This is a genomic window from uncultured Thiothrix sp. (genome assembly GCF_937873765.1).
Classification (GTDB): Bacteria; Pseudomonadota; Gammaproteobacteria; order Thiotrichales; family Thiotrichaceae; genus Thiolinea.
Genome location: NZ_CALMZC010000006.1, coordinates 1 through 21467, shown reverse-complemented (window position 1 = coordinate 21467; position 21467 = coordinate 1). Strand labels below are relative to the sequence as shown.

At 45.5% G+C, this 21467-nt stretch carries 21 protein-coding genes, 2 tRNA genes and 1 pseudogene; 3 read left to right on the top strand and 21 right to left on the bottom strand.

Going from position 1 to position 21467, the window contains the following annotated elements; translation table 11 throughout:
* Positions 1-28: 28 nt before the first annotated feature.
* From Q0307_RS01220 to rlmE, 5 genes are all read right to left on the bottom strand, one after another.
* The gene (locus tag Q0307_RS01220; protein ID WP_298655270.1) at positions 29-607 is read right to left on the bottom strand and encodes an alkylphosphonate utilization protein; all 579 of its coding nucleotides are present in this window, start codon (positions 605-607) and stop codon (positions 29-31) included.
* 20 nt (positions 608-627) lie between these two features.
* Positions 628-1959 (bottom strand): phosphoglucosamine mutase, encoded by a 1332-nt coding sequence (glmM, locus tag Q0307_RS01215; protein ID WP_298655267.1) that lies wholly within the window; start codon positions 1957-1959, stop codon positions 628-630.
* A 33-nt stretch (positions 1960-1992) separates the two neighbouring features.
* Positions 1993-2799, bottom strand: coding sequence for a dihydropteroate synthase (gene folP / locus Q0307_RS01210; protein ID WP_298655264.1), 807 nt, complete (start codon positions 2797-2799; stop codon positions 1993-1995).
* Positions 2800-2866: 67 nt separating this feature from the next.
* Positions 2867-4792 carry an ATP-dependent zinc metalloprotease FtsH gene (gene ftsH / locus Q0307_RS01205; protein ID WP_298655261.1) on the bottom strand — a complete coding sequence of 642 codons (1926 nt, stop codon included), beginning with the start codon at positions 4790-4792 and terminating at the stop codon, positions 2867-2869.
* A 59-nt stretch (positions 4793-4851) separates the two neighbouring features.
* Positions 4852-5472 carry a 23S rRNA (uridine(2552)-2'-O)-methyltransferase RlmE gene (gene rlmE / locus Q0307_RS01200; protein ID WP_298655258.1) on the bottom strand — a complete coding sequence of 207 codons (621 nt, stop codon included), beginning with the start codon at positions 5470-5472 and terminating at the stop codon, positions 4852-4854.
* A 47-nt stretch (positions 5473-5519) separates the two neighbouring features.
* Between rlmE and Q0307_RS01195 the strand changes: the two genes are divergently transcribed.
* Positions 5520-5822, top strand: a complete 303-nt coding sequence (locus Q0307_RS01195) for a YhbY family RNA-binding protein (RefSeq protein WP_298655255.1) — start codon at positions 5520-5522, stop codon at positions 5820-5822.
* Between the two features lie 66 nt (positions 5823-5888).
* Here the strand turns inward: Q0307_RS01195 and Q0307_RS01190 are convergent.
* The 7 genes from Q0307_RS01190 to recA form a co-directional block, all read right to left on the bottom strand.
* Positions 5889-5965, bottom strand: a tRNA-Arg gene (locus Q0307_RS01190).
* An 82-nt stretch (positions 5966-6047) separates the two neighbouring features.
* Positions 6048-6138: transfer RNA gene (locus Q0307_RS01185), tRNA-Ser, on the bottom strand.
* Between the two features lie 68 nt (positions 6139-6206).
* Positions 6207-6407 carry a carbon storage regulator CsrA gene (gene csrA, locus Q0307_RS01180; RefSeq protein ID WP_298655252.1) on the bottom strand — a complete coding sequence of 67 codons (201 nt, stop codon included), beginning with the start codon at positions 6405-6407 and terminating at the stop codon, positions 6207-6209.
* Between the two features lie 284 nt (positions 6408-6691).
* A complete protein-coding gene (locus Q0307_RS01175) occupies positions 6692-7924 on the bottom strand; it encodes an aspartate kinase (RefSeq protein WP_298655249.1) in 1233 nt (410 codons plus the stop codon).
* Positions 7925-8002: 78 nt separating this feature from the next.
* On the bottom strand, positions 8003-10618 hold the full coding sequence (gene alaS / locus Q0307_RS01170) for an alanine--tRNA ligase (RefSeq protein WP_298655246.1): 2616 nt from the start codon (positions 10616-10618) through the stop codon (positions 8003-8005).
* A complete protein-coding gene (locus tag Q0307_RS01165; RefSeq protein WP_298655244.1) occupies positions 10605-11060 on the bottom strand; it encodes a regulatory protein RecX in 456 nt (151 codons plus the stop codon). Before Q0307_RS01165 ends, alaS begins: the two co-directional genes overlap by 14 nt.
* Positions 11061-11091: 31 nt before the next feature.
* Positions 11092-12141, bottom strand: a complete 1050-nt coding sequence (gene recA / locus Q0307_RS01160; RefSeq protein ID WP_298655241.1) for a recombinase RecA — start codon at positions 12139-12141, stop codon at positions 11092-11094.
* A gap of 389 nt (positions 12142-12530) precedes the next feature.
* Between recA and Q0307_RS01155 the strand changes: the two genes are divergently transcribed.
* Complete coding sequence (locus Q0307_RS01155; protein WP_298655238.1) at positions 12531-13136, top strand: PH domain-containing protein; 606 nt, start codon at positions 12531-12533, stop codon at positions 13134-13136.
* On the opposite strand, the gene Q0307_RS01150 is transcribed toward Q0307_RS01155, so the two are convergent.
* A complete protein-coding gene (locus Q0307_RS01150; protein WP_298655235.1) occupies positions 13133-13672 on the bottom strand; it encodes a CinA family protein in 540 nt (179 codons plus the stop codon). The genes Q0307_RS01155 and Q0307_RS01150 overlap by 4 nt on opposite strands.
* A 74-nt stretch (positions 13673-13746) precedes the next feature.
* Here Q0307_RS01150 and Q0307_RS01145 point away from each other — a divergent pair, with 74 nt between their 5' ends.
* Complete coding sequence (locus Q0307_RS01145) at positions 13747-14406, top strand: DUF480 domain-containing protein (protein ID WP_298655233.1); 660 nt, start codon at positions 13747-13749, stop codon at positions 14404-14406.
* A 231-nt stretch (positions 14407-14637) separates the two neighbouring features.
* Here Q0307_RS01145 and Q0307_RS01140 read toward each other — a convergent pair whose 3' ends face one another.
* The 8 genes and pseudogenes from Q0307_RS01140 to Q0307_RS01105 form a co-directional block, all read right to left on the bottom strand.
* The gene (locus tag Q0307_RS01140; RefSeq protein WP_298655230.1) at positions 14638-15174 is read right to left on the bottom strand and encodes a pseudouridine synthase; all 537 of its coding nucleotides are present in this window, start codon (positions 15172-15174) and stop codon (positions 14638-14640) included.
* A gap of 3 nt (positions 15175-15177) precedes the next feature.
* Positions 15178-16185, bottom strand: a complete 1008-nt coding sequence (locus Q0307_RS01135) for an FAD:protein FMN transferase (protein ID WP_298655228.1) — start codon at positions 16183-16185, stop codon at positions 15178-15180.
* 46 nt (positions 16186-16231) lie between these two features.
* On the bottom strand, positions 16232-17683 hold the full coding sequence (locus Q0307_RS01130) for a dynamin family protein (protein ID WP_298655225.1): 1452 nt from the start codon (positions 17681-17683) through the stop codon (positions 16232-16234).
* Between the two features lie 18 nt (positions 17684-17701).
* Positions 17702-18469 (bottom strand): hypothetical protein, encoded by a 768-nt coding sequence (locus Q0307_RS01125; RefSeq protein WP_298655222.1) that lies wholly within the window; start codon positions 18467-18469, stop codon positions 17702-17704.
* A 151-nt stretch (positions 18470-18620) separates the two neighbouring features.
* Positions 18621-19268, bottom strand: coding sequence for a hypothetical protein (locus Q0307_RS01120; RefSeq protein WP_298655220.1), 648 nt, complete (start codon positions 19266-19268; stop codon positions 18621-18623).
* Positions 19269-19304: 36 nt separating this feature from the next.
* A complete protein-coding gene (locus Q0307_RS01115) occupies positions 19305-19934 on the bottom strand; it encodes an AAA family ATPase (RefSeq protein ID WP_298655217.1) in 630 nt (209 codons plus the stop codon).
* A 57-nt stretch (positions 19935-19991) separates the two neighbouring features.
* On the bottom strand, positions 19992-21227 hold the full coding sequence (locus Q0307_RS01110; RefSeq protein ID WP_298655214.1) for a hypothetical protein: 1236 nt from the start codon (positions 21225-21227) through the stop codon (positions 19992-19994).
* An 18-nt stretch (positions 21228-21245) separates the two neighbouring features.
* Positions 21246-21467, bottom strand: a pseudogene (locus Q0307_RS01105) (hypothetical protein); the annotation flags it as partial.

Sequence of the window (21467 nt, the reverse complement as noted above, 5' to 3'; positions counted from 1 at the left end):
TTAAGTTCAGACAACTCCTTACCTATTGTTAACCAACCTTCTTCACAAATTGTGTCAAGATCACAATCTGCTGATCATTCACCCGACCTTCGATATGCTCAGCATTATCACGTACTAAAGAAATATTGCGCACCGCCGTACCACGCTTAGCAGTAAAATTAGCCCCCTTGACCACCAAGTCTTTAATCAAAGTTACCGTGTCACCTGCTTGTAAGATTGCACCATTGCTATCGCGATGCACGACCCTATCTTCATCTGGCTGAACTATATCAGCTTGCGCCCAAGCTAAACTTACCTCGTCCAAATACAGCATATCTAAAGCTTGTTGCGCCCAAGCCTCATTAGACAAACGATTCAAGATCCGCCAAGCCAAAACCTGTATTGCAGGAGTCTGACTCCACATACTATCATTTAAGCAGCGCCAATGTTGCACATCTAAAGATGCTTCTTTGGGCATTTGGCTTTGGCAACTGGCACAAAGCCAAGCGCACTCATCCGCTTGATTACCTGCTTTTGGTGCTACTACGAAGCTAGAGAGCTGTTCAGTGGCTGCACAAAGTTCACACTGATTCTGACTACGCGCTATTAATTCGGACTCAATCGACATATTAAGATACTCAAAAGGTTTTAGGCAGCATGACGGACAACATCAGCGATAGCTTCGGCTAAGCGTTTGGTTTCAGCGCTATCTTCACTTTCAACCATCACGCGAATTAGAGGCTCAGTTCCTGAAGCACGTAGTAATACACGCCCACGCTCGCCTAACTCAGCCTCGGCTTGTTTGACAGCACCCTGAATCTGCACCGACTCATCCAAATTGATGCGTTGTTTGATCGGTACATTGACTAGCTTTTGCGGATATTTGCGCATAATTTTCTTTAAATCATGCAAGGATTTACCGCTATAAAGCATCGCACGTAGCACTTGTAGACCCGCGACAATACCATCCCCTGTGGAAATATGCTCACGCACAATCACATGCCCAGAAGACTCACCGCCTAGGACACATTGATGCTTGAGCATTAACTCCATCACATAGCGGTCGCCTACTTTAGCACGATAAAATGGTACACCTAGACGAGTTATAGCCTTTTCTAAGCCTAAATTACTCATTTGCGTACCCACTACTCCCGCTTGTAGATAGTCACGACCACGCTCTTGAGCAATCACGGCCAACGCTTCATCGCCATCAACGACCTCACCCAAATGATCAACCATAATTAAGCGATCACCATCACCATCTAAAGCCAAACCTAGATCAGCCCGATATTTCAGCACTGTCTCGCGCAAAATAGCCGTATCGGTCGCACCACAGTGGTCATTAATATTGAAACCATTCGGTTCATTCGCAATGCTAATGACTTCCGCGCCCAATTCTCTGAAAACATCCGGAGCCACATGATAAGTAGCGCCATTCGCACAATCGACCACAACCCGTAAACCTTTTAAGGAAAGCTCGGTAGGAAAAGCGCGCTTACAAAACTCAATATAGCGACCCGCGGCATCATTAATCCGTACTGCTTTACCTAACTCATTAGAGACTACCGTCACCAAAGGTTGGTCTAAATAGGTTTCGATTTCCTCCTCCACTGCATCAGGTAATTTCATGCCATCCGCTGAGAAGAATTTCACACCATTATCATGATAGGGATTATGGGAAGCACTAATTACAATCCCCGCTGCTGCACGAAAAGCCCGTGTTAAATAAGCAATCGCTGGGGTTGGCATAGGCCCTAGTAAACGCACGTTAACCCCTGCTGCCGCTAAACCAGCTTGCAAAGCCGACTCCAACATATAGCCAGAAATACGTGGATCTTTACCGATTAATACCAGTGGATGCCCATCCCCTGCTAATACTTTGCCAGCCGCCCAACCCAACTTGAGTACAAAATCGGGAGTCATGGGGGCCTGCCCAATCGTGCCACGCACGCCATCTGTACCAAAATACTTTCTAGCCATCACTGAAATCCTGCTTATATTCTTAGGGCTGCTTTATAGCACAGCTTGAGCTATTTTTAATGCCTCAACCGTGGCAGCTACATCGTGAACCCGCACAATTTTTGCACCTTTTACGGCTGCAACCACGGCAGCCGCGACACTTCCCTGTAGGCGCTCAGCAGCTGGGCGTCCATTTAATAAAGCTCCAATCATCGCTTTACGAGATACTCCCACAAGAAGTGGTAATTTGAAGGCGTCAAAAGCTTGTAAATTGCGGAATAATGTGAGGTTATGCTCCAAGTTTTTACCAAAACCAAACCCTGGATCCAAAATCAAGCGTTCACGGGCGATACCGGCTTGCACGCAAGCATCAATACGCTCTTGGAAAAATTCACCGACTTCTCGCACTACATCCTCATAATGCGGAGCTTGCTGCATAGTCCGAGGTTGACCCTGCATATGCATCAGGCAGATTAAAGCCTCTGCTTGTGCACAAACCCGTAAACTATCTAATTCTTGTAGGGCACGAATATCATTAATGATTTCAACCTTGTAGTGCAGAGCTGCACGCATCACTTCGGCTTTGCTGGTATCAATAGAAATTGGAATCTCGAAATGTTCACGAATAGCCGCAATCACAGGAATAACTCGCTCTAACTCTAGATCAAGACTGACGTCTTGTGCACCCGGTCGAGTTGATTCGCCCCCAATATCAATAATATCTACCCCTGCTTGAATCATAGCTTCAGTTTGTTGTAGGGCTGCATCTAGGCCATAGAAACGCCCACCATCGGAAAATGAATCGGGGGTGATGTTTAAAATACCCATCACTTGAGTACGTGCTGTGCTGAGATCGAACATTTTCTCGCCTCCAAAAACAAAGGCGTGGAATAATCCACGCCTTCATTAACTAAATAACTAACGCTGCTTAGTGTGAACCCGCAGGATCCCCCACGACATCACCAGAACCTGCTTGCGGCAGACGCACGGAGGGTGGGTTACCTTTACCGTTATCATCTGTTTCTGTCCAATCAGCAGGTGGTTTCGGCTCTTCACCACGCATAATGGCATCAATCTGATCACGGTCGATAGTTTCGTATTTCATCAAAGCCCTCGACATGGCATGCAGCTTATCCATATTATCAATCAGAATTTGCTTAGCACGTGAATAGTTACGCTCAATCACACCACGAATTTCTTCATCAATGGCATGTGCAGTGTCATCCGACATTTGCTTATGCTGGGTGACCGTGCGGCCTAAGAACACCTCACCTTCATCTTCAGAGTAAGCTAAAGGTCCCATCCGATCTGATAAGCCCCATTTAGTCACCATATTACGTGCAATATCGGTAGCACGTTCGATGTCATTAGATGCACCAGTGGTGACTCGCTCAGCACCAAAAATTAACTCCTCAGCAATACGCCCACCATATAGACTAGAAATCTTACTCTCTAAGCGTTGCTTACTATTGCTGTAACGATCTTCCACTGGAAGGAACATGGTTACACCTAAAGCACGTCCACGAGGAATGATTGTCACTTTATAGACAGGATCCTCTTCTGGCACATTAAGGCCGACAATCGCATGACCCGCTTCATGATAAGCCGTCATCCGTTTCTCTTCCTCATTCATTACCATTGACTTACGCTCAGAACCCATCATGATTTTGTCCTTGGCCTTCTCGAACTCAATCATGTCTACCGTACGTTTGTTGGAGCGTGCAGCAAATAAAGCCGCTTCATTCACTAAATTAGCCAAATCTGCACCAGAGAAACCCGGTGTACCACGTGCAATTAAGCTTGGCTTTACATCATCACCTAAAGGTACCTTACGCATGTGCACTTTTAGGATCTGCTCACGACCACGCACATCAGGTAAAGGCACGACTACTTGACGATCGAAACGACCGGGACGCAATAAAGCTGGGTCTAAGACATCAGGACGGTTAGTCGCAGCAATCACAATAATGCCTTCACTACCTTCAAAACCATCCATCTCAACCAATAATTGGTTTAAGGTCTGCTCGCGTTCATCATGACCACCTCCTAAACCTGCACCTCGTTGACGACCGACCGCATCAATCTCGTCAATAAAGATAATGCAAGGGGCATGCTTCTTCGCTTGCTCGAACATATCGCGCACCCGTGAAGCACCCACACCGACAAACATTTCAACGAAATCAGAACCCGAAATACTAAAGAAAGGTACTTTTGCTTCGCCAGCAATCGCTTTAGCCAACAAAGTTTTACCTGTACCGGGTGAGCCTACCATCAGCACACCACGTGGAATCTTGCCACCTAATTTTTGGAACTTGCTAGGATCGCGTAAAAACTCGACTAACTCTGCAACTTCCTCTTTAGCTTCGTCACAGCCAGCAACATCATTGAAATTTACTTTAACTTGGTCTTCAGTCATCATGCGCGCACGGCTTTTACCGAAAGACATGGCTCCACGTCCACCGCCGCCACCTTGCATCTGACGCATAATATAAATCCACAAGCCAATGATGAGGAGGAAAGGTACCCAGCTAATCACAATATCCCAAAAAATAGAGCGCTCTTCGGGTGCAGCCGCAGTTACTTTCACATCATTAGCTAATAAATCGCTAACCATTTGAGGATCATCAGGTGGTGTATAAGTAGTGAAACGCTCACCATTCGTGGTCACACCAATAATTTTTTGCCCTCTGATATCCACTTCCTTAACGTTCTTACTGCGCACATTTTGTAAGAAGTCAGAATAAGACATAGCGGAAGCTTGATGACCAGGCTGTACGCTAAATTTGCTGAATACTGCAATCAAAACGAAAGCAATAACAGCCCAGATAAGCAAATTTTTGGTTAAATCATTCAAGAGACTATCTCCATTTCCGGTCTGTTGACCCTCACGCTACCTTACAGGTTTCTGTAATATTACACCAAAAACCCTTGTCCAAGCACATAAACTTCACGACTACGGGGTCTTGAGGCGGCTGGCTTGCGAATTTTTACCGTTTTGAAATGTTGGCGGACTTCTTGTAAAAACTTATCAGAGCCATCGCCCTGAAAAAGTTTCACTAAAAATGCTCCACCCGGCCTTAAAACTTGCTGCGCCATCTCCAAAGCTAACTCACATAAATAAATCGCTCGGGGTTGATCCACAGCATCCATACCACTCATATTGGGAGCCATATCAGAAAGTACAAGGTCTGCTTTCTCATCACCCAATAAATTAAGTAACTCCGCTAAAACAGCATCTTCCCGAAAATCCCCCAACACAAATTCAACATTAGGAATTGGCTCAATCGGCAAAATATCACTCGCCACCACTCGACCTGTACGTCCAACCAATTGCACCGCAATTTGACTCCATCCCCCTGGTGCTGCTCCTAAATCCACCACTTTAGTACCTGGACGCAACACATGATCTTTATCTTGGATTTCTTTGAGCTTATAAACTGCGCGTGAACGATAGCCTTCTTGCTGAGCTTTTTTCACATACTCATCATCGAAATGCTCACGTAACCATTTGTGACTGCTTTTGCTTCTTGCCATACTATCAACTTACTACTTAAACTCGCGCCTTTTTGGGAAGAACGGTTATGGAACTCACGGACGCACAAAAAAAGCGCTTAAAAGGTTTAGCGCACGCTCTCCATCCTATTATTTTAATTGGCCAACAAGGTCTTAAAGATACCATCTTGGTGGAGTTGAATAATGCTTTGGAATACCATCAATTAGTAAAAATCAAAATTAATGCAGGTGATCGGGAGTTAAGAAATGCAATTCTCGAACAAATTCTCGAACATGCTAGTGAGGCGGTTTTAATTCAAAAGATTGGGAATACCGCGGTGTTATACCAACGTAATCCTGAACGCCCTTATTTACTCTCTTCCTCCCAATAGAACCTTCGGGTTTTATTGGTCTAAAACAAAAAAGGCCTGCATCATTTAATGCAAGCCTTTGGTATATGGCGCGTCCAGAAGGATTCGAACCTCCGACCGCCTGGTTCGTAGCCAGGTACTCTATCCAACTGAGCTATGGACGCTTTCTGAAGGCACGTATTTTGCGCATTTCAATTGAGTAGGTCAAGAATTTTTTTAAGTTTCTTTGCACTACTGATTCATAAATGGCGGAGAGGGCGGGAGTCGAACCCGCGATGAGCTTTTGGCCCATGCTCCCTTAGCAGGGGAGTGCCTTCGGCCTCTCGGCCACCTCTCCGTACAGAGAAAATCGTGTTTATTTATGAAGGCCGCAAGGATACATGGCTTACCAGTTTTGGTAAAGAGTTAATTTGAATTTTCTTCGCTTACAGCTGATTCTGTGGTCTCATGATGAATCCGCTCGTAAATTTCTTCACGATGAACAGCAACATCTTTGGGTGCGTTAATGCCTAGGCGTACTTGATTACCTTTGACTCCCAATACAGTGACGCTGACCTCGTCGCCAATCATCAGGGTTTCCCCTACCCTACGAGTCAATATCAACATAACGCAAATCTCCATATCGCTGTATTTAATTCACCGAACTTCTTATAGAGTCTGTGACCCCAATACTCAGAACAGCAGTTAGTTGCTCAACATTCCCACATAGCGACTGAACTGAGCCTTAACTTTTATATTCCCTGTTGTACTTTTACCATTAAGTGGTAAAAAGCAACAGGGAATTATTTAAGATTTAAAGATTTTTTTCTATAGGTCTTCATAAAAAAGCCGCCACAGTTAAGGACTTAACTGGGCGGCCTTTAAAAACAGCAAAAACTTAAACTTTGTACTTAGGCGGATAAACCAAAGGCTTTATGCAACACACGCACTGCTAGCTCTAAATACTTTTCATCAATGACTACAGCTACTTTAATTTCAGAAGTAGAAATCATGTGAATATTGATGCCTTCGTCCGCTAATACTTTAAACATCTTGCTCGCTACTCCAGCATGTGAACGCATACCTGCACCGACGATGGCGACCTTGGCAATATTCTCATCACCCTCCCAACCGGTTGCACCTAAAGCTTCACAGGTACGTGCTAGAATTTGTGTGGCTTTGGTGTAGTCATTTTTATGCACAGTAAATGTGAAGTCAGTCGTACCGCCCGCACCACCTACCCCAACATTCTGCACAATCATATCGACTTCGATATTTGCTTCAGAAATCGGCCCTAAAATTTGATAGGCTACACCCGGACGATCTGGAACACCTTTGACGGTCAATTGTGCTTCATCACGATTAAAGGCAATCCCACGAACCGATACTTCTTCCATTACTTCATCCTCACGAGTGACCAATGTGCTTTTGCCCTCATCGTTTTCATCAAAACTCGACAGCACACGAATAGGCATATCATATTTATAAGCGAACTCTACTGAGCGGATTTGCAAAACTTTGGAGCCTTGGCTCGCCATCTCTAGCATCTCCTCCAAACTCAAAACTGGAATATGCTTAGCTTTCGGCTCAATCCGTGGGTCAGTGGTATAAACTCCATCCACATCCGTATAAATTTGGCACTCATCCGCTTTTAGAGCGACCGCTAAGGCCACACCGGTGGTATCAGAACCGCCGCGTCCTAAAGTCGTAATGCTGCCATCGGCAGTCACGCCTTGGAAACCGGCCACAACGACGACTTTACCTTCGCTCAAATCTTTGCGAATAGGAGAACCATCAATATCCATAATCCGAGCTTTAGTATGCGCATCATCGGTCAGAATACGCACTTGACCGCCGGTATAAGAACGAGCTGGTTGGCCTTTTTTCTCTAAAGCTAGAGCCAACAAACCAATTGTAACTTGTTCACCTGTGGCTAAAATAGCGTCCTTCTCACGCTCAGAACCCGTTGGATTCACTGCATTAATCAGCGCCACCAGCTTATTAGTTTCCCCCGACATTGCAGAAACCACCACCACGACATCATTACCCTTCTGCCGCCAACGGATGACCCGATCAGCCACCGCCGCTATACGCTCCGGCGAACCAACCGAGGTACCGCCGTATTTTTGTACGATCAGTGCCATGACTTACCTTCAATCTATAAAAATGACAACCCCCTCACGTGAGGGGGCTAAAACTATAATCTTTTTTTCAAAGAAATACTAAACGCGTTCAGCAACCCAAGCTTGAACCGAAGCTAAAGCCTGTGGTAGGGCAGCTACATCAGTCCCGCCACCTTGTGCCATATCAGGGCGTCCACCACCTTTACCACCTAACTGACTAGCAACAAAGCCTAGCAAATCCCCTGCTTTAACTTTAGCCGTTTCATCTTTAGTGACACCAGCCACAAGGCTTACTTTTCCATCTGCTACCGCTGCTAAAATTACTACGGCTTTACCCAGTTTATTTTTTAGCTGGTCAACTGTATCACGCAAGGACTTCGGATCAGCACCTTCTAAATTCGCAGCCAAGACCTTAATACCCGATATATCCAGCGCTTGATCCGCTAAATTAGAACCTGCTTGCGAGGCAATCTTGCCCTTCAGTTGTTCTAACTCTTTTTCTAAAGCGCGGTTACGTTGGATCAATGCTTCAGTTTTCTCTAAAACCTCGTTGCTGCTCGACTTTAATAAGCGCGCCACATTGCCAAGACGAGTATTGACTTCATTTAACCAAGCCAATGCATTTGCGCCTGTAACTGCCTCAATCCGGCGAATCCCCGCAGCAACGCCACCTTCACTCACAATTTTAAACAAGCCAATATCACCTGTGCGCTCCACATGGCAACCACCACATAACTCGGTGGAGAAGCCAATCTGCATGACACGCACAATATCGCCATACTTCTCGCCGAATAGTGCCATCGCACCGGCTGCTTTAGCTGACTCCATATCCATCAAGTGTGCAAAAGCCGCTGCATTCGCGCGAATTTGCATATTTACAATTGCTTCCACTTCAGCGATTTGCTCAGCCGTGACAGCTTCTGGGTGCAAAAAATCAAAACGCAAGCGCTCTTCATTCACTAACGAGCCTTTTTGCTCAACATGCGCCCCTAGAACTTGGCGCAAGGCAGCGTGCATTAAATGCGTAGCGGAGTGATTAAGAATCACCGCTTTACGACGAACGCTATCCACCTCAGCCGTGACAACTGCACCTACTTGAATGCTTCCGGTTTCTACTTGGCCGAAATGAATAAAGGTTTTGCCCTGCTTTTGCGTATCAGTGACCCGGAAAGAGCCTGTATTGGTTTTTAAATAGCCTGTATCACCAACCTGACCGCCAGACTCCGCATAGAAGGGCGTATTAGCTAACACAACCTGCCCTGCTTGCCCAGTGCTTAAACTGTCTACGACTTTACCCACACTAAACAAGCCAATAACTGGGCTAGTTTCGCTTAAAGTGTCATAACCGTGGAAATCAGTTTCGCTATCCACGGCTAACTTATCATTGTAATTAGTACCAAATTTACCGGCAGCCCGTGCACGTTCACGCTGTGCATTCATAGCTGCTTCAAAGCCTAGTTCATCGAGCTTCAGATTACGCTCGCGCGCAATATCAGCGGTCAAATCGAGCGGGAAACCATAGGTATCATAGAGCTTGAAGACCGTCTCACCATCAATCGTGTCGCCAACTAAGTCAGAAATCGTGTTTTCAAGGATTTTCATTCCTTGTTCTAGCGTCTCCGCAAAACGGCGCTCCTCCCTCTCTAAAGCCTGTTCAACTTGGGTTTGTAGCTTCGTTAATTCAGGGTAAGCAGAACCCATTTCATCGACTAAAGGCTGCACTAATTTATAAAAGAAGGGCGCTTGCATACCTAGTTTGTAGCCGTGCCGAATCGCCCGCCGAATAATCCGGCGCAACACATAACCACGCCCTTCATTAGAGGGTAAAACCCCATCGACCACTAAAAAAGAGCATGAGCGAATGTGGTCAGCAATAACCTTTAGTGAAGCACTATTGGAATCAGTACCTGCTGCTGTTAACTCATGTGCTGATTTGATGAGGGTTTGAAATAGATCGATTTCATAGTTGCTATGCACACCTTGCAGGATAGCCGCTAAGCGCTCCAACCCCATGCCTGTATCAACCGATGGCTTAGGCAAGCGTCGCATTTCACCGTCTTTGGTGCGCTCAAACTGCATGAAAACGAGGTTCCAGATTTCGATAAAGCGGTCGCCGTCTTCTTCTGGTGTGCCCGGAGGGCCGCCCCAAATATGTGAGCCATGATCATAAAATACTTCAGTGCAAGGCCCACAAGGCCCAGTATCACCCATTTGCCAGAAGTTATCGGAGGCATAACGTGCGCCCTTATTATCACCAATCCGGCTAATACGCTCGGCAGGAAAACCAATCCCATCTGACCAAATCTTAAACGCCTCATCATCTTCAGCGTAAACCGTGACCCACAAGCGCTCTTTAGGTAGTTTTAAGACTTCGGTGAGAAACTCCCAGCAAAAACGAATGGCATCTTCTTTGAAATAATCGCCAAAACTAAAATTGCCAAGCATTTCAAAAAAGGTGTGATGCCGAGCGGTATAACCGACATTTTCAAGGTCATTATGCTTACCACCTGCACGTACACAGCGTTGTGCTGTGGTAGCACGCACATAAGAGCGCTTATCCAATCCTAAGAACACATCTTTAAATTGCACCATCCCTGAGTTGGTGAATAAAAGCGTGGGATCATTGCCAGGTACTAAGGAGCTAGAAGGCACGATTTCATGGCCTTGACTAGCAAAATAACCTAAAAACTTCTGTCTTAACTCAGCACTTTTCATGGAAAACCGCATTAATTGTTTCTAAATAAAAGCCCCTCCCCGCTAAAAAGCGGCTTTGACGGGCACGTTCGAGCCAATCAGTGGGGAGAGTATAGCCAAATTTTTTCTGCCGTTGATAGACAGCCACAGCTTGCCAATCAATTTCAGCTTCGTCTAATACGGTTTTAGCTAATTTAGACTCCACCCCTTTTTCGCGCAACAGATGGGTGAGTTTTAGCGGACCGTAACCTTTTGCAACAGAAGAGCGCACCAGCATTTCTGCATAGCGTTGATCGTTCAAATAATCAGACTGCGCTAGCTTATCTAAGACTTGCTCAATCAGGCTACTATCTTCTGTTAAACTGGCTAATTTTTTTGCTAATTCAAAACGCGAATGCTCACGTAAGGCAAGCACTCGCAGCGCTTTGGCAAATAGTTCAGCTTCTGTCGCAGAAGCCGACACTATAGCACCTGTAGAGACAGATGGGAGGGCATTACATCAATTCATCCGCTGGCAAATCATCATCTTCTTCCACTGCAGAGCTAAGAATAGGGGCAGTTAAGGCTGCAGCACGAATCGCTTGCTCAATCGTTTTCGCCACTTCGGGATGTTCTCTCAAATAAGTTTTAGCATTATCTTTGCCTTGACCAATTTTTTCACCATTGTAGCTATACCAAGCGCCTGCTTTACCAATCAAGCCTTGATTGACACCTAACTCAATTAGCTCACCCTCACGCGAGATACCTTCACCATAAAGAATTTCAAACTCCGCCTGTTTAAAAGGTGGAGCCATTTTATTCTTTACAACTTTCACGCGAGTTTCATTCCCGATAACCTCTTCGCCTTTCTTGATAGAACCAATCCGGCGAATATCTAAGCGCACCGAGGCATAGAACTTGAGTGCATTCCCACCGGTAGTCGTTTCGGGGCTACCGAACATTACACCGATTTTCATCCGAATTTGGTTGATGAAAATAACCAAGGTATTCGAGCGCTTAATATTACCGGTCAACTTACGCAAGGCTTGCGACATTAAACGCGCTTGTAACCCCACATGCGAATCGCCCATATCACCTTCGATTTCAGCCTTAGGGGTTAAGGCTGCTACTGAGTCGACTACAACAATATCGACTGCGCCTGAACGCACTAGCATGTCAGCGATTTCTAAAGCTTGCTCACCCGTATCCGGTTGGGAAACCAATAAATCATCCACATTTACGCCCAACTTGGCAGCGTAGCTTGGATCTAAAGCATGCTCTGCATCCACGAAAGCGGCTGTACCACCCGCTTTTTGACACTCTGCAATCACTTGCAAGGTCAAGGTAGTTTTACCCGAAGATTCTGGGCCATAAATTTCAATAACACGCCCTTTGGGTAACCCACCAATCCCTAGGGCAATATCCAAAGTCAACGAACCTGTCGAAATCGCTTCAATATTCCGTACCGCAGCAGCGTCGCCCATCCGCATGACTGCACCTTTGCCGAACTGACGCTCGATCTGTCCTAATGCCGCCGCCAATGCTTTTTTCTTGTTCTCATCCATGCCGGTCACTCCTTATAGCTGAGTAAAATTAATCTGTTTGAACGGGCTAATTATCACATAGTTGAGATCGGTATAACACTAAAACAGATGAAAAAAACGAACAAAAAACAAACCTTTTATTTTGAACCAAAAATAAATAATAAATAATTGATTAAATTAAATTTTTTTCATATAAATACCTCAATATACTAGCTAAAAAATCATCAAATGTGAAAATTACAAGCTGTTCAAGCTACAAAACAACAATAGAACTAAGTTTATTCTTTAGCCCATTCCTAAACGCTTAAAACCGACCGTTTAAACGTAAAAACCATTGATCCACTTGGCTTGTGCTACACTCGAATAACATTCTAATAAATATAATTTTTAGCAAAAATAAGGAGGTAGGAATGTTTAAAAAATTAGCTTCTGAAGCTTTAGGTTTAAGTGACATTGGTGTAATTGTTGCCCCCACTGACTATGACAAGGTGGACGCTGATGACTATTTGTTTCATGAGGACGGCGAAAAAATCTTCTTTCTGATCAAATCCAAGAAAGATGAGTATTGCTTCACCAATTTTGCACTCATCCACGTTGATGGTGATTCAGCCGTTTCTTCTAAGCGTATGATTAAACGCTATGACTACGCTAGCTCTTTCATCGAGCAAGTGCGTATTGAAACAGCCGGTACAATTGATATGGATATAGAGTTAAAATTCATCATCGCGGGTATCACTTTCAGTATTGATGTGCGTAAGACTTATTTAGAACAACTCAAAGACATCTACAAGAGTCTGATTAGTATCCACAAGCGTCAAGTTGCGGACGGAATATGTCGTGATAATGTGAGACAAGCGCTTAATGCCATTTCATCGATCTATAAGCTAAACACAGCTACTAATGGTGAAGTTGTTGGGCAATTTAAAGAATTACTCAGCCAAATCAATACTGCCCTGTTAATTACTCATACCAAGCGTGACTATACCGAAGTGTTCAACAAATACATTCACAACTAATTGATTGCTTCACCACCAGAAGTCGGATAGGCGTCCTCATCCAACTTCTGGCGTGTCAATAAATCATCGATCAACCTCAAAGCCTCCAAAATGGCTTGCTCACGGATTTGTTCGCGATCACCTTGGAAATAAAAAGTCTGCGCCCATTCTGCTCTGTTTTTTATAACCGCAGCAATACAAACCATACCGACTGGTTTATGCATACTACCACCGCCCGGCCCAGCAATCCCACTTACAGCAACAGCCACCTGAGCAACCGATTGCTGAAAAGCACCTTTTGCCATCTCCAGCACTACTGCTTCACTTACCGCTCCATAAGCTTCAATAGTTTGCGCAGGTACATTCAAAATGCGTTGCTTAGCTGCATTACTATACACAACAAACGCACTATCAAACCAAGATGAACTACCAGCGACCGCTGTACAAGCCTTAGCCACCCCACCGCCCGTGCAAGACTCTGCAATAACTAACGACCAATTAGCTTGTTTAAGCTGACTCGCTAAGTTTTCAACTACCTCATAAACAGAATCTTGCATACTAAGCAGCGCTCCTAATGCGTAAAAAATGTGCTTATATTAAACTGACAACATGAATAATTAGAGTCTGAACCATGCAAATACTTGATGACACGCAGAAACCACCTTTTAGTGCTGAAGAGCTTCGTATTCTAGGAAGTTTAATGGAGAAACAACTAACCACTCCAAACAATTACCCGCTAACTATTAATTCTTTAATGCTCGCTTGCAATCAAAAAACCAGCCGTGACCCCATTATGAATTTGAAAGAAGGTGAGGTTGGGCACATTGCACGTAGTTTGATTGAGTACGGTTGGCTCGTGATCCAAAACAGTGGACGTGCACAGCGAGTTGAACACAAGGTACAACGTAAATTAAATTTAACCCCACAGCAGCAAGCCGTTTTAGCCGTACTCATGTTGCGTCGCCCACAAACTTTAAATGAATTGAAGACTCGTACTGACCGGATGGCCGAATTTACGCAACCTGAACAAATCCGTACTATACTCGAAGGTTGGCTAAAGAATGAGCAATCCCTAGTGATGAAATTACCGCCACAAGCCGGACAACGTGAAGAACGTTACTATCACACCCTGGGTACTGAAACCTTAGCAAACCTACAAACAGAGATCTGTAGCGCTAAAACAGATGAATTGCCTGAATTAAGCACATCAATGTATGAAAGCTTATTAAAACGTATTGAAGATCTAGAACGTCGGATCGAGTACTTAGAAAGTTCAGCCGTAAACGGTTAGAATAAATAACCAAACAGGATAATTTTCATCACTTGTGCATTGCAACAAAAATCAATACTATGAGTTTCATAGCACGAAGCAACTGAAATTCAGCTTGATGTTAAGTGTAAACAATTTGTCGGCGCTCGCAGCTTAATAGGTACATGACTCCTCCTCTCCTCCAATCATATACCGCTGCGAGCGCTTTTTAACTTCTCCCTTGGTTAATTGCAACCTCGCTAAGACGCTGGATTAGGCAAAACGCCAACTCCCACAGGGCAGCCCATCCAGCGTCCATGCATCCACCTGATACCGAATCAAACGTAAAGTCGGAAAACCTAATGCAGCCGTCATGCGGCGTACCTGCCGATTCCGTCCTTCACGAATTTTTAATTCCAGCCAACTATCTGGAATAGTATTTCTTACTCGAATGGGTGGTTGACGTGGCCATAAATCCTTAGGTTCCTCCATTAAACGCACTTCAGCAGGCAAAGTCCAACCGTCATTTAGTTTTATACCTTTACGCAAAGCAACTAAAGCCTCTACGGTCGGTATACCTTCGACTTGCACCCAATAGGTTTTGAAAGCTTTATATTTTGGATCTGCAATCCGTTGTTGCAGGCGGCCATCATCTGTTAGCACCAACAAACCTTCACTATCCCGATCTAGACGCCCTGCTGCGTAGAAGTTCGGTGCACTAATGAAGTCAGCTAAAGTTTGTCGGCCACTCTGATCGGTAAACTGGCAAAGCACATCATAGGGCTTGTTAAATAAAATAACGCACGCCATAAGCTAGGGCTTTAACAACAAAGGCTGAAAACCAGCAGTTGCATAGGTTTCAAAGCCTTGATCAGTGCGCCAAATAAAGAAGGCTTTAAGTTGATGCTGATCGGCAAAGGTTTTGCCTTTAACCTCACCCATTGCCATCAACATGGTGGAATAAGCATCTGCTAAAGTAGTATTGTCAGCCACCACGGAAACAGAAGCTAAACTGTGTCTAGCAGTGTAACCGGTAGTAGTATCAATCGTATGTGAATAGCGCTTACCATTCTCAATGAAAAAATCGCGATAATCACCTGAAGTGGATAAGCCAGCATTGACTAACAGCATGCCTTGCTGCACAGCATTACCTAAATCTACTGGCTTCTCAATCCCAATTCGCCAATCATCACCACGCGGGCTTTTGCCTAAGGTATGCACTTCTCCACCCAATTCGATCATATAATCCTTAATACCTTGCCGCTCAAAATATTGCCCCATTAAATCGACTGCATAGCCCGGTGCAATTGAGGCTAAATCTACATACATATCAGGCAAGGCCTTGCGCAAGGCAGGCGGCTGTTCTTGGATGAATAATTTCTGATAACCCACTTTAGTTAAGGCTGCTTGGATTTCAGCATCAGATGGCTTAGTTACCATTTTTTTCGTACTACCAAAGCCCCATACATTCACCAGAGGCCCGACCGTGATATCATAAACACCCTGACTGAACTGGCTGACTTGCTGAGCCGCTGCGACTACTTTGACTAAATCTGCAGACACTGGAAACCATTCAGTGACTTGTGCTTGATTAAAACGCGAAATCTCTGAATCTTTACGCCAATTCGACATTTGCTCATCGATACGCACCAAAATTGCTTCCACCCCTGCACGCAAAGCATTGGCATCTTGCGTTACCTGTGGGTTAGGCATAAAGGTAATATGCCAAGTCGTACCCATGCTCTCGCCTTGTAAGCGCACGGCAGTAGTTTCTTTGGAATCACAAGCTGTGAGCAAAACTAACAACGCTAAGGCCAGCATCCAAGCTGGCCTTAAGGTGCATTGATGTAGCAACCGCCCAAGCAAGTTAGCGACCTTTCACAAGTGGTACAGGATCACGCCCTGATGGATTGGTAAAGCGATCATTGAGACGTTGTACTAAGCGATCCACTGAATGACGAATACTATCTAAACGTCGACGGTTTAAATTGCCCCAACCGGCTGGTTTAGTTTGGAAAATCGAGCGAAAGAAGCCTGTACTTTTCTTGAAAGCCGCCTGTAAGTTGCCATAAGCCTCTTCAGTGCCTAGCGACTTACTCACATAACTGCGTACTTTGCTACGAATTAAGAAGTGAATAATTAGTAGAATCAAAATCGGAATAGCAATAACAATAGTTGACATCACCGAGCTTGATTGTACTTCAGCGAGCCAAGGAGGATTGAAACTTAAACCTTGCCACCAACCCAGCCAAACCGTTAAGGCAATACCACCGACGGCTAAAGCAGCAAAAGCAATCCCATCCCAAATTAAAGTATCACGTCGCCAGCGTTGCAATAGGGTACGCAAGCGGGGCACAGCTTGCTGTTCAATTTGATTACTGGTGGATTCTAGGTTACCGATAATGCGATACACTCGCTCCACATTTACACCATCAATGCGCTCCATAATGCGCTGATAATCGGCATCACGCTTAGCCACATAACGTGCCCATACTGCTTCATCAGGCACCGGTACCGCTAAACGATCATTAAATAGAATATGGAAACTACCTGCCGACAAGCCACTTTGTACGAGTGCCTTTTGCCAAGAAGCGACGATGTCTTCAAGATTATCTTCCCGCGCGGAAGTATCAATTTGATTTAAGATAAACAGGAATTTAGAATTATCATTACGCCGCTGCGTACCACGCACTAAATGCTCTAAGGTATCCTGCATTGCGCCTGGTTCAGGATGGCGCGCATCAAAAAATACTAGGACTAAATCAGATAGCTCAATAATATGATCCGTCAAGCGTAAAATTGCTTTACGCTGGGCATCAGCATCAAACCCGGGCGAGTCAATCAAGATACGCCCACGTAGCTTTTCGCTAGGTGCTGCCTTCATTTGCAGATAGTTATCAATACGTGAACCTTCTCCCGCACTGACCGCTTCGATTTCTTCGCCGATTTGGTAGAACGGAAAGCGTGGGTCACCATCTAATGCTAAACCCGGCAAAGTACGCTGTGTACCATCTGGGCTAAAGGTAATCACGGTAAAACGATCATCGACGGCTTGATTGCCGGTGCGTTGTAGTTCTAAACCCAAATAAGTATTAATAAAGCTCGATTTGCCCGCTGAAAAGGTGCCTAGAATCGAAATCAGTGGCCACCATGAAATCTGGGTTGCATAAGACTCCCCTGGGGCTAGTAAGCCAATTTTCTTAGCCACCACATCGAGCTCACGATACTTGCCAACAACGTCCACCATAGTGGGATTTTCACGCTTTAAATGCTCTTGCAGCAAATTTAGACGTTGCTCCATGCGTTTATCAGGGGTCATGCGACAATCCTTTATTTATTAATGCAAACCTGCCAAAGTTGTAGCCGCTGATAAGTTAATTTGTGAGCGACCCTCTGCTTGAGGCTTGGTAGGTTGTTGTAAGGGTTGAGTTATCGGAGCAGCAGTAGACGGCGCTGGTGGCGCGGTCGGCGTCATTCCCTGCTGTCCCGGATAAAGCCAACCGGTATTATAGTACGGACTATTGTAATAAGGTACTAGCGGTGCAGTTGGCAGAGATACCGGTGGAGCATCATTACCACCACCAAATGGCATAAAGCTATTAAATAAGCGCAATGGCTTAGAAATACTGCGGTTCATGCTCCACATATCATGTTGCATATTATAAGCCGAAGCCGCCATATTCTGAGTGGATGCGTTCATCTGCGTCACATCATTAGACATACGTTGCGTACTGTTATTCATTGCATGCATCGTGCTAGACATGGCGTTGGTAGAGTTAACAATACTGGCCATCTGCCCTGACATCGTAGTCATACTGCCAGAAATACTTAGCATGCTACTATCAACGGAGGCACTTAACTGCACAATTGTTTCAGCTAAACGATTCACATCACTGGTCAGACGTTGAATCAGATAAAACCCATAGCCTGCCAAAATTATAAACGCAATTAAGGAAGGGTAAACTAAAAACTTGAGTAGTGTAGTTGCGTTCGATTGATTCGTTTCAAATTGGCGCAAATCTTGCTCAACATCGCTTAATTCGTGCTCGACACTCTTCAACTCTAAATTAACTTCATCTAAAGAAACCTTAGATTGAGTCGACATGTGTGTGCTCCTGTGGTTTGTAAAGGAGCTTCAGTAGGAAACCCCAAACAATAAAACATTAGGTTGCTCTACAAATGGCAACCTGCCTTTTTATCTTTGGTGGATAAGAGATGAAAGGGCATGTCCGTGGACATGCCATAGGTAGATTTTGTTATTTTATCACAGCGCCAATTTCAGTGGCTTTAGCAGGATCAACGACATCCGCATAAACTTTAATGCTTTGTAATTCAGTGATCCGACCTTGCTCAGCTAACCAAGGCGCGATTTCTGCATATAAACTAACCGCTTCAGCACTCTTACCTTGCTTCCAAAAGACGTTAGCTAACTCCCCCTTATAATCTGGTTTGTTATCTTTTTTCAACAATGACAGATAGAAGCCGACCGAACGGTCATATTCACCGCTCCAATAAGCTTCACGGGCTGCTAATAATAAATCTTCCGCACTAGAATTCTCATTGACGGCTTGGTCATCAGTTGTAGCAATAGCACCAACAGCAGCTTGCTCAGCCACTGAAGCAGAGGCAGCTTGAGCCTGTTCGCCACTAGCAGTAGCTTGGCCTAAATTAGCATCAGCACCATGGTCTGCAGGCATCGCTGCTGCCGCCTGAGCCTGATTTGAAGCTTGTTCATGTCCAGCAGCACCTTTTTGAGCCTGCATTTCATGTTGGCCAGCTTTGGCTTGATGCTCTTTCTTAGGTGGTGCACCACTGCCCACCATCCAGTTTAAAATGATAGCAATAGCTGCCAGTATCCAAGCAAACGCTATGGGATGCACTAATAGCCAACGAAAAGCTTTCATGGATATCTCCTATCTCCAAACCCCGAATACGGTTAGTTAATTAATAAGGTGGTAAAGCTCCCGCCCCAAGGCATCAATTTCAGCTGCTGCCTTAGAGCGCGGTTCCATTTCAAATACCGCCAAGCCTTCACTAAAGGATCGCCGGTAGCTTGTTCTTAAATAAAGGCGTGAATCCAGTAAATGCAAACCCTCTAGCAGACCCAGCGCTTCCGCTGCTTCTGTGGTTTCGCGCACACTGGCATGTGTATCTGCTCGATTGAGTAAAGCGAATAACTGAACGGGGCGCTGCTGACGAATCTCGGTAATCATCTTCAAAAATCGTTGCGTCGACCAGACATCTGCTTGGCTAGGTGACACTGGAATCAAGATATGATCAGCTCGCTGAATGGCTAATTCAGTAGCGTGCATATCGGCCAATCCAATATCCACTAACACATGGGTATGCTCGCCCTCATACCCTAGCACATCTACCTGACGCTTTGGTTTGAGCATAGGTAGATGGCCTTCCTCAGCACGAATTTCGAATGCATCAGAAGTCGTGGACTGTGGGTCTAAGTCATACACCAGAACATGCACATTTTGATGAGTTGCTGCCCAAAGGGCGAGGTTAAAAGTTATTGTACTTTTACCTGTACCGCCTTTGAGATTGCCAATTAATGTAATCATGCACGCTGTTCGCTTACTCCTAGCTATGAACCTTAACTCATAGCAGGATCACTCCGCTTATTGAGCCGGAGCCGGTTGTTGTGGTTGAGCAGAGACTTGGGGCACTGCTTGGCGTGGATGCAGCATACGCCCACCTTGCATCTGCATGCGGGGTTGACCCGCAGGCATAGTGTACATGGGCGGCATAGCTTGCGGCATCATCATAGGCATTTGGTTAGCTGGTGGAACCACAGGGATAATATACCAATATTGAACTTGTTGCTGATAAGGCATTGCCATCGGCATAACAGGCATAGGCATCATCGGAGCCATGGGGCGACCTTGCATGGACGGCTGCATAGGCATAACCACTTGATTAGGCGCTTGTGTCAATTGCTGTTCTGGTGCAGCAGGCTGTGCTGGCATCTGTGGCGCTTGTGGCTCTGCAAGTGGCTGTGGTATTTGAGTAGTTTGCGTAGGTACACTCGCTTGGCTAGGCATGTCAGGCATTTGTAACTGAGCCGGCCCTTGAGCAGACTGTGCTGGGGCAGTCGGTTGTGCTGGAGCTTGTGCAGTTTGTTCAGGCGCATCTGGTTGTGTCGGCACCTGAGTAGCTTGCTCTGGGGCAGTTGGTACTGCTGGTTGATCAGGCAAAGTTGGCATTGCTAGCTGACCTGCTGGAGCTTGCTCTGGCACAACTGGTTGAGCTGGAGTTTGATTAGTTTGCTCAGGAACCACGGGAACTGCTGGTTGATCAGGCAAGGTTGGCATTGCTAACTGACCTGCTGGAGCTTGCTCTGGTACAGGTGCTTGCGCGGTTTGCTCTGGAGCCACTGGCTGTGCAGGTGCTTGCGCGGTTTGTTCTGGAGTCACTGGCTGTGCTGGTGCTTGCGCAGCCTGTTCAGAAACCGCCGGCTGTGTCGGAACTTGAGCAGTTTGCTCAGGAGCAACGGGTATTGCAGGTTGCTCCGGCTGGGTTGGAATTTCTAGTGGAGCTGTTGCTTGAGGAGCCACAGGGACACCTTGCTCTACAGTAATGCCACCTTCTACAGGTACTGGAGTCGCATAAGGTCCGGGAGGGGGAGCTGGCATATCGGCAGCTTGTACCGTCACAGCTACACTCCCTGTGGTTGGCGTAGCTGTTGCGGTTGTATTGCTACCAACTGCTTCAGCATTAGAACCCGGTGCCGCCATTTCGACAGGATTAACAAAAGGCCCCGGAGGTGGCAAAGGCAAATCAGCTGCCAGCACTGCGTCTGAGGCTAAAGCTGTTGCGATAGCCAACGCAACTAGATTTCTATTAAGCATATTCATTAAAGAACTCCTTAAAATTTAAATATCTTTTTTCAGCTTGATGCCTCTGCGTTTAGCAGGTTTGGCAGTTCCTGCCGACTCATTATTTTCGCTTTTTTCTAACTCGACCTGAATTAGTTTTTCTGGGTCGGGTGAAGCAGCATCAGATTTTGTTAACTTGCCACGTACTTTACGTTTAGGTTTAACTGGCTCTGGCTCTGGCTCTGGCTCTGGCTCTGGCTCTGGCTCTGGCTCTGGCTC

Coding starts and splice junctions, on each gene's coding strand:
- Q0307_RS01220 (WP_298655270.1), bottom strand. CDS start 607: ATGTCGATTGAGTCCGAATTAATAGCGCGTAGTCAGAATCAGTGTGAA.
- glmM (WP_298655267.1), bottom strand. CDS start 1,959: ATGGCTAGAAAGTATTTTGGTACAGATGGCGTGCGTGGCACGATTGGG.
- folP (WP_298655264.1), bottom strand. CDS start 2,799: ATGTTCGATCTCAGCACAGCACGTACTCAAGTGATGGGTATTTTAAAC.
- rlmE (WP_298655258.1), bottom strand. CDS start 5,472: ATGGCAAGAAGCAAAAGCAGTCACAAATGGTTACGTGAGCATTTCGAT.
- Q0307_RS01195 (WP_298655255.1), top strand. CDS start 5,520: ATGGAACTCACGGACGCACAAAAAAAGCGCTTAAAAGGTTTAGCGCAC.
- csrA (WP_298655252.1), bottom strand. CDS start 6,407: ATGTTGATATTGACTCGTAGGGTAGGGGAAACCCTGATGATTGGCGAC.
- Q0307_RS01175 (WP_298655249.1), bottom strand. CDS start 7,924: ATGGCACTGATCGTACAAAAATACGGCGGTACCTCGGTTGGTTCGCCG.
- alaS (WP_298655246.1), bottom strand. CDS start 10,618: ATGAAAAGTGCTGAGTTAAGACAGAAGTTTTTAGGTTATTTTGCTAGT.
- recA (WP_298655241.1), bottom strand. CDS start 12,141: ATGGATGAGAACAAGAAAAAAGCATTGGCGGCGGCATTAGGACAGATC.
- Q0307_RS01155 (WP_298655238.1), top strand. CDS start 12,531: ATGTTTAAAAAATTAGCTTCTGAAGCTTTAGGTTTAAGTGACATTGGT.
- Q0307_RS01150 (WP_298655235.1), bottom strand. CDS start 13,672: ATGCAAGATTCTGTTTATGAGGTAGTTGAAAACTTAGCGAGTCAGCTT.
- Q0307_RS01145 (WP_298655233.1), top strand. CDS start 13,747: ATGCAAATACTTGATGACACGCAGAAACCACCTTTTAGTGCTGAAGAG.
- Q0307_RS01140 (WP_298655230.1), bottom strand. CDS start 15,174: ATGGCGTGCGTTATTTTATTTAACAAGCCCTATGATGTGCTTTGCCAG.
- Q0307_RS01135 (WP_298655228.1), bottom strand. CDS start 16,185: ATGCTGGCCTTAGCGTTGTTAGTTTTGCTCACAGCTTGTGATTCCAAA.
- Q0307_RS01130 (WP_298655225.1), bottom strand. CDS start 17,683: ATGACCCCTGATAAACGCATGGAGCAACGTCTAAATTTGCTGCAAGAG.
- Q0307_RS01125 (WP_298655222.1), bottom strand. CDS start 18,469: ATGTCGACTCAATCTAAGGTTTCTTTAGATGAAGTTAATTTAGAGTTG.
- Q0307_RS01120 (WP_298655220.1), bottom strand. CDS start 19,268: ATGAAAGCTTTTCGTTGGCTATTAGTGCATCCCATAGCGTTTGCTTGG.
- Q0307_RS01115 (WP_298655217.1), bottom strand. CDS start 19,934: ATGATTACATTAATTGGCAATCTCAAAGGCGGTACAGGTAAAAGTACA.
- Q0307_RS01110 (WP_298655214.1), bottom strand. CDS start 21,227: ATGAATATGCTTAATAGAAATCTAGTTGCGTTGGCTATCGCAACAGCT.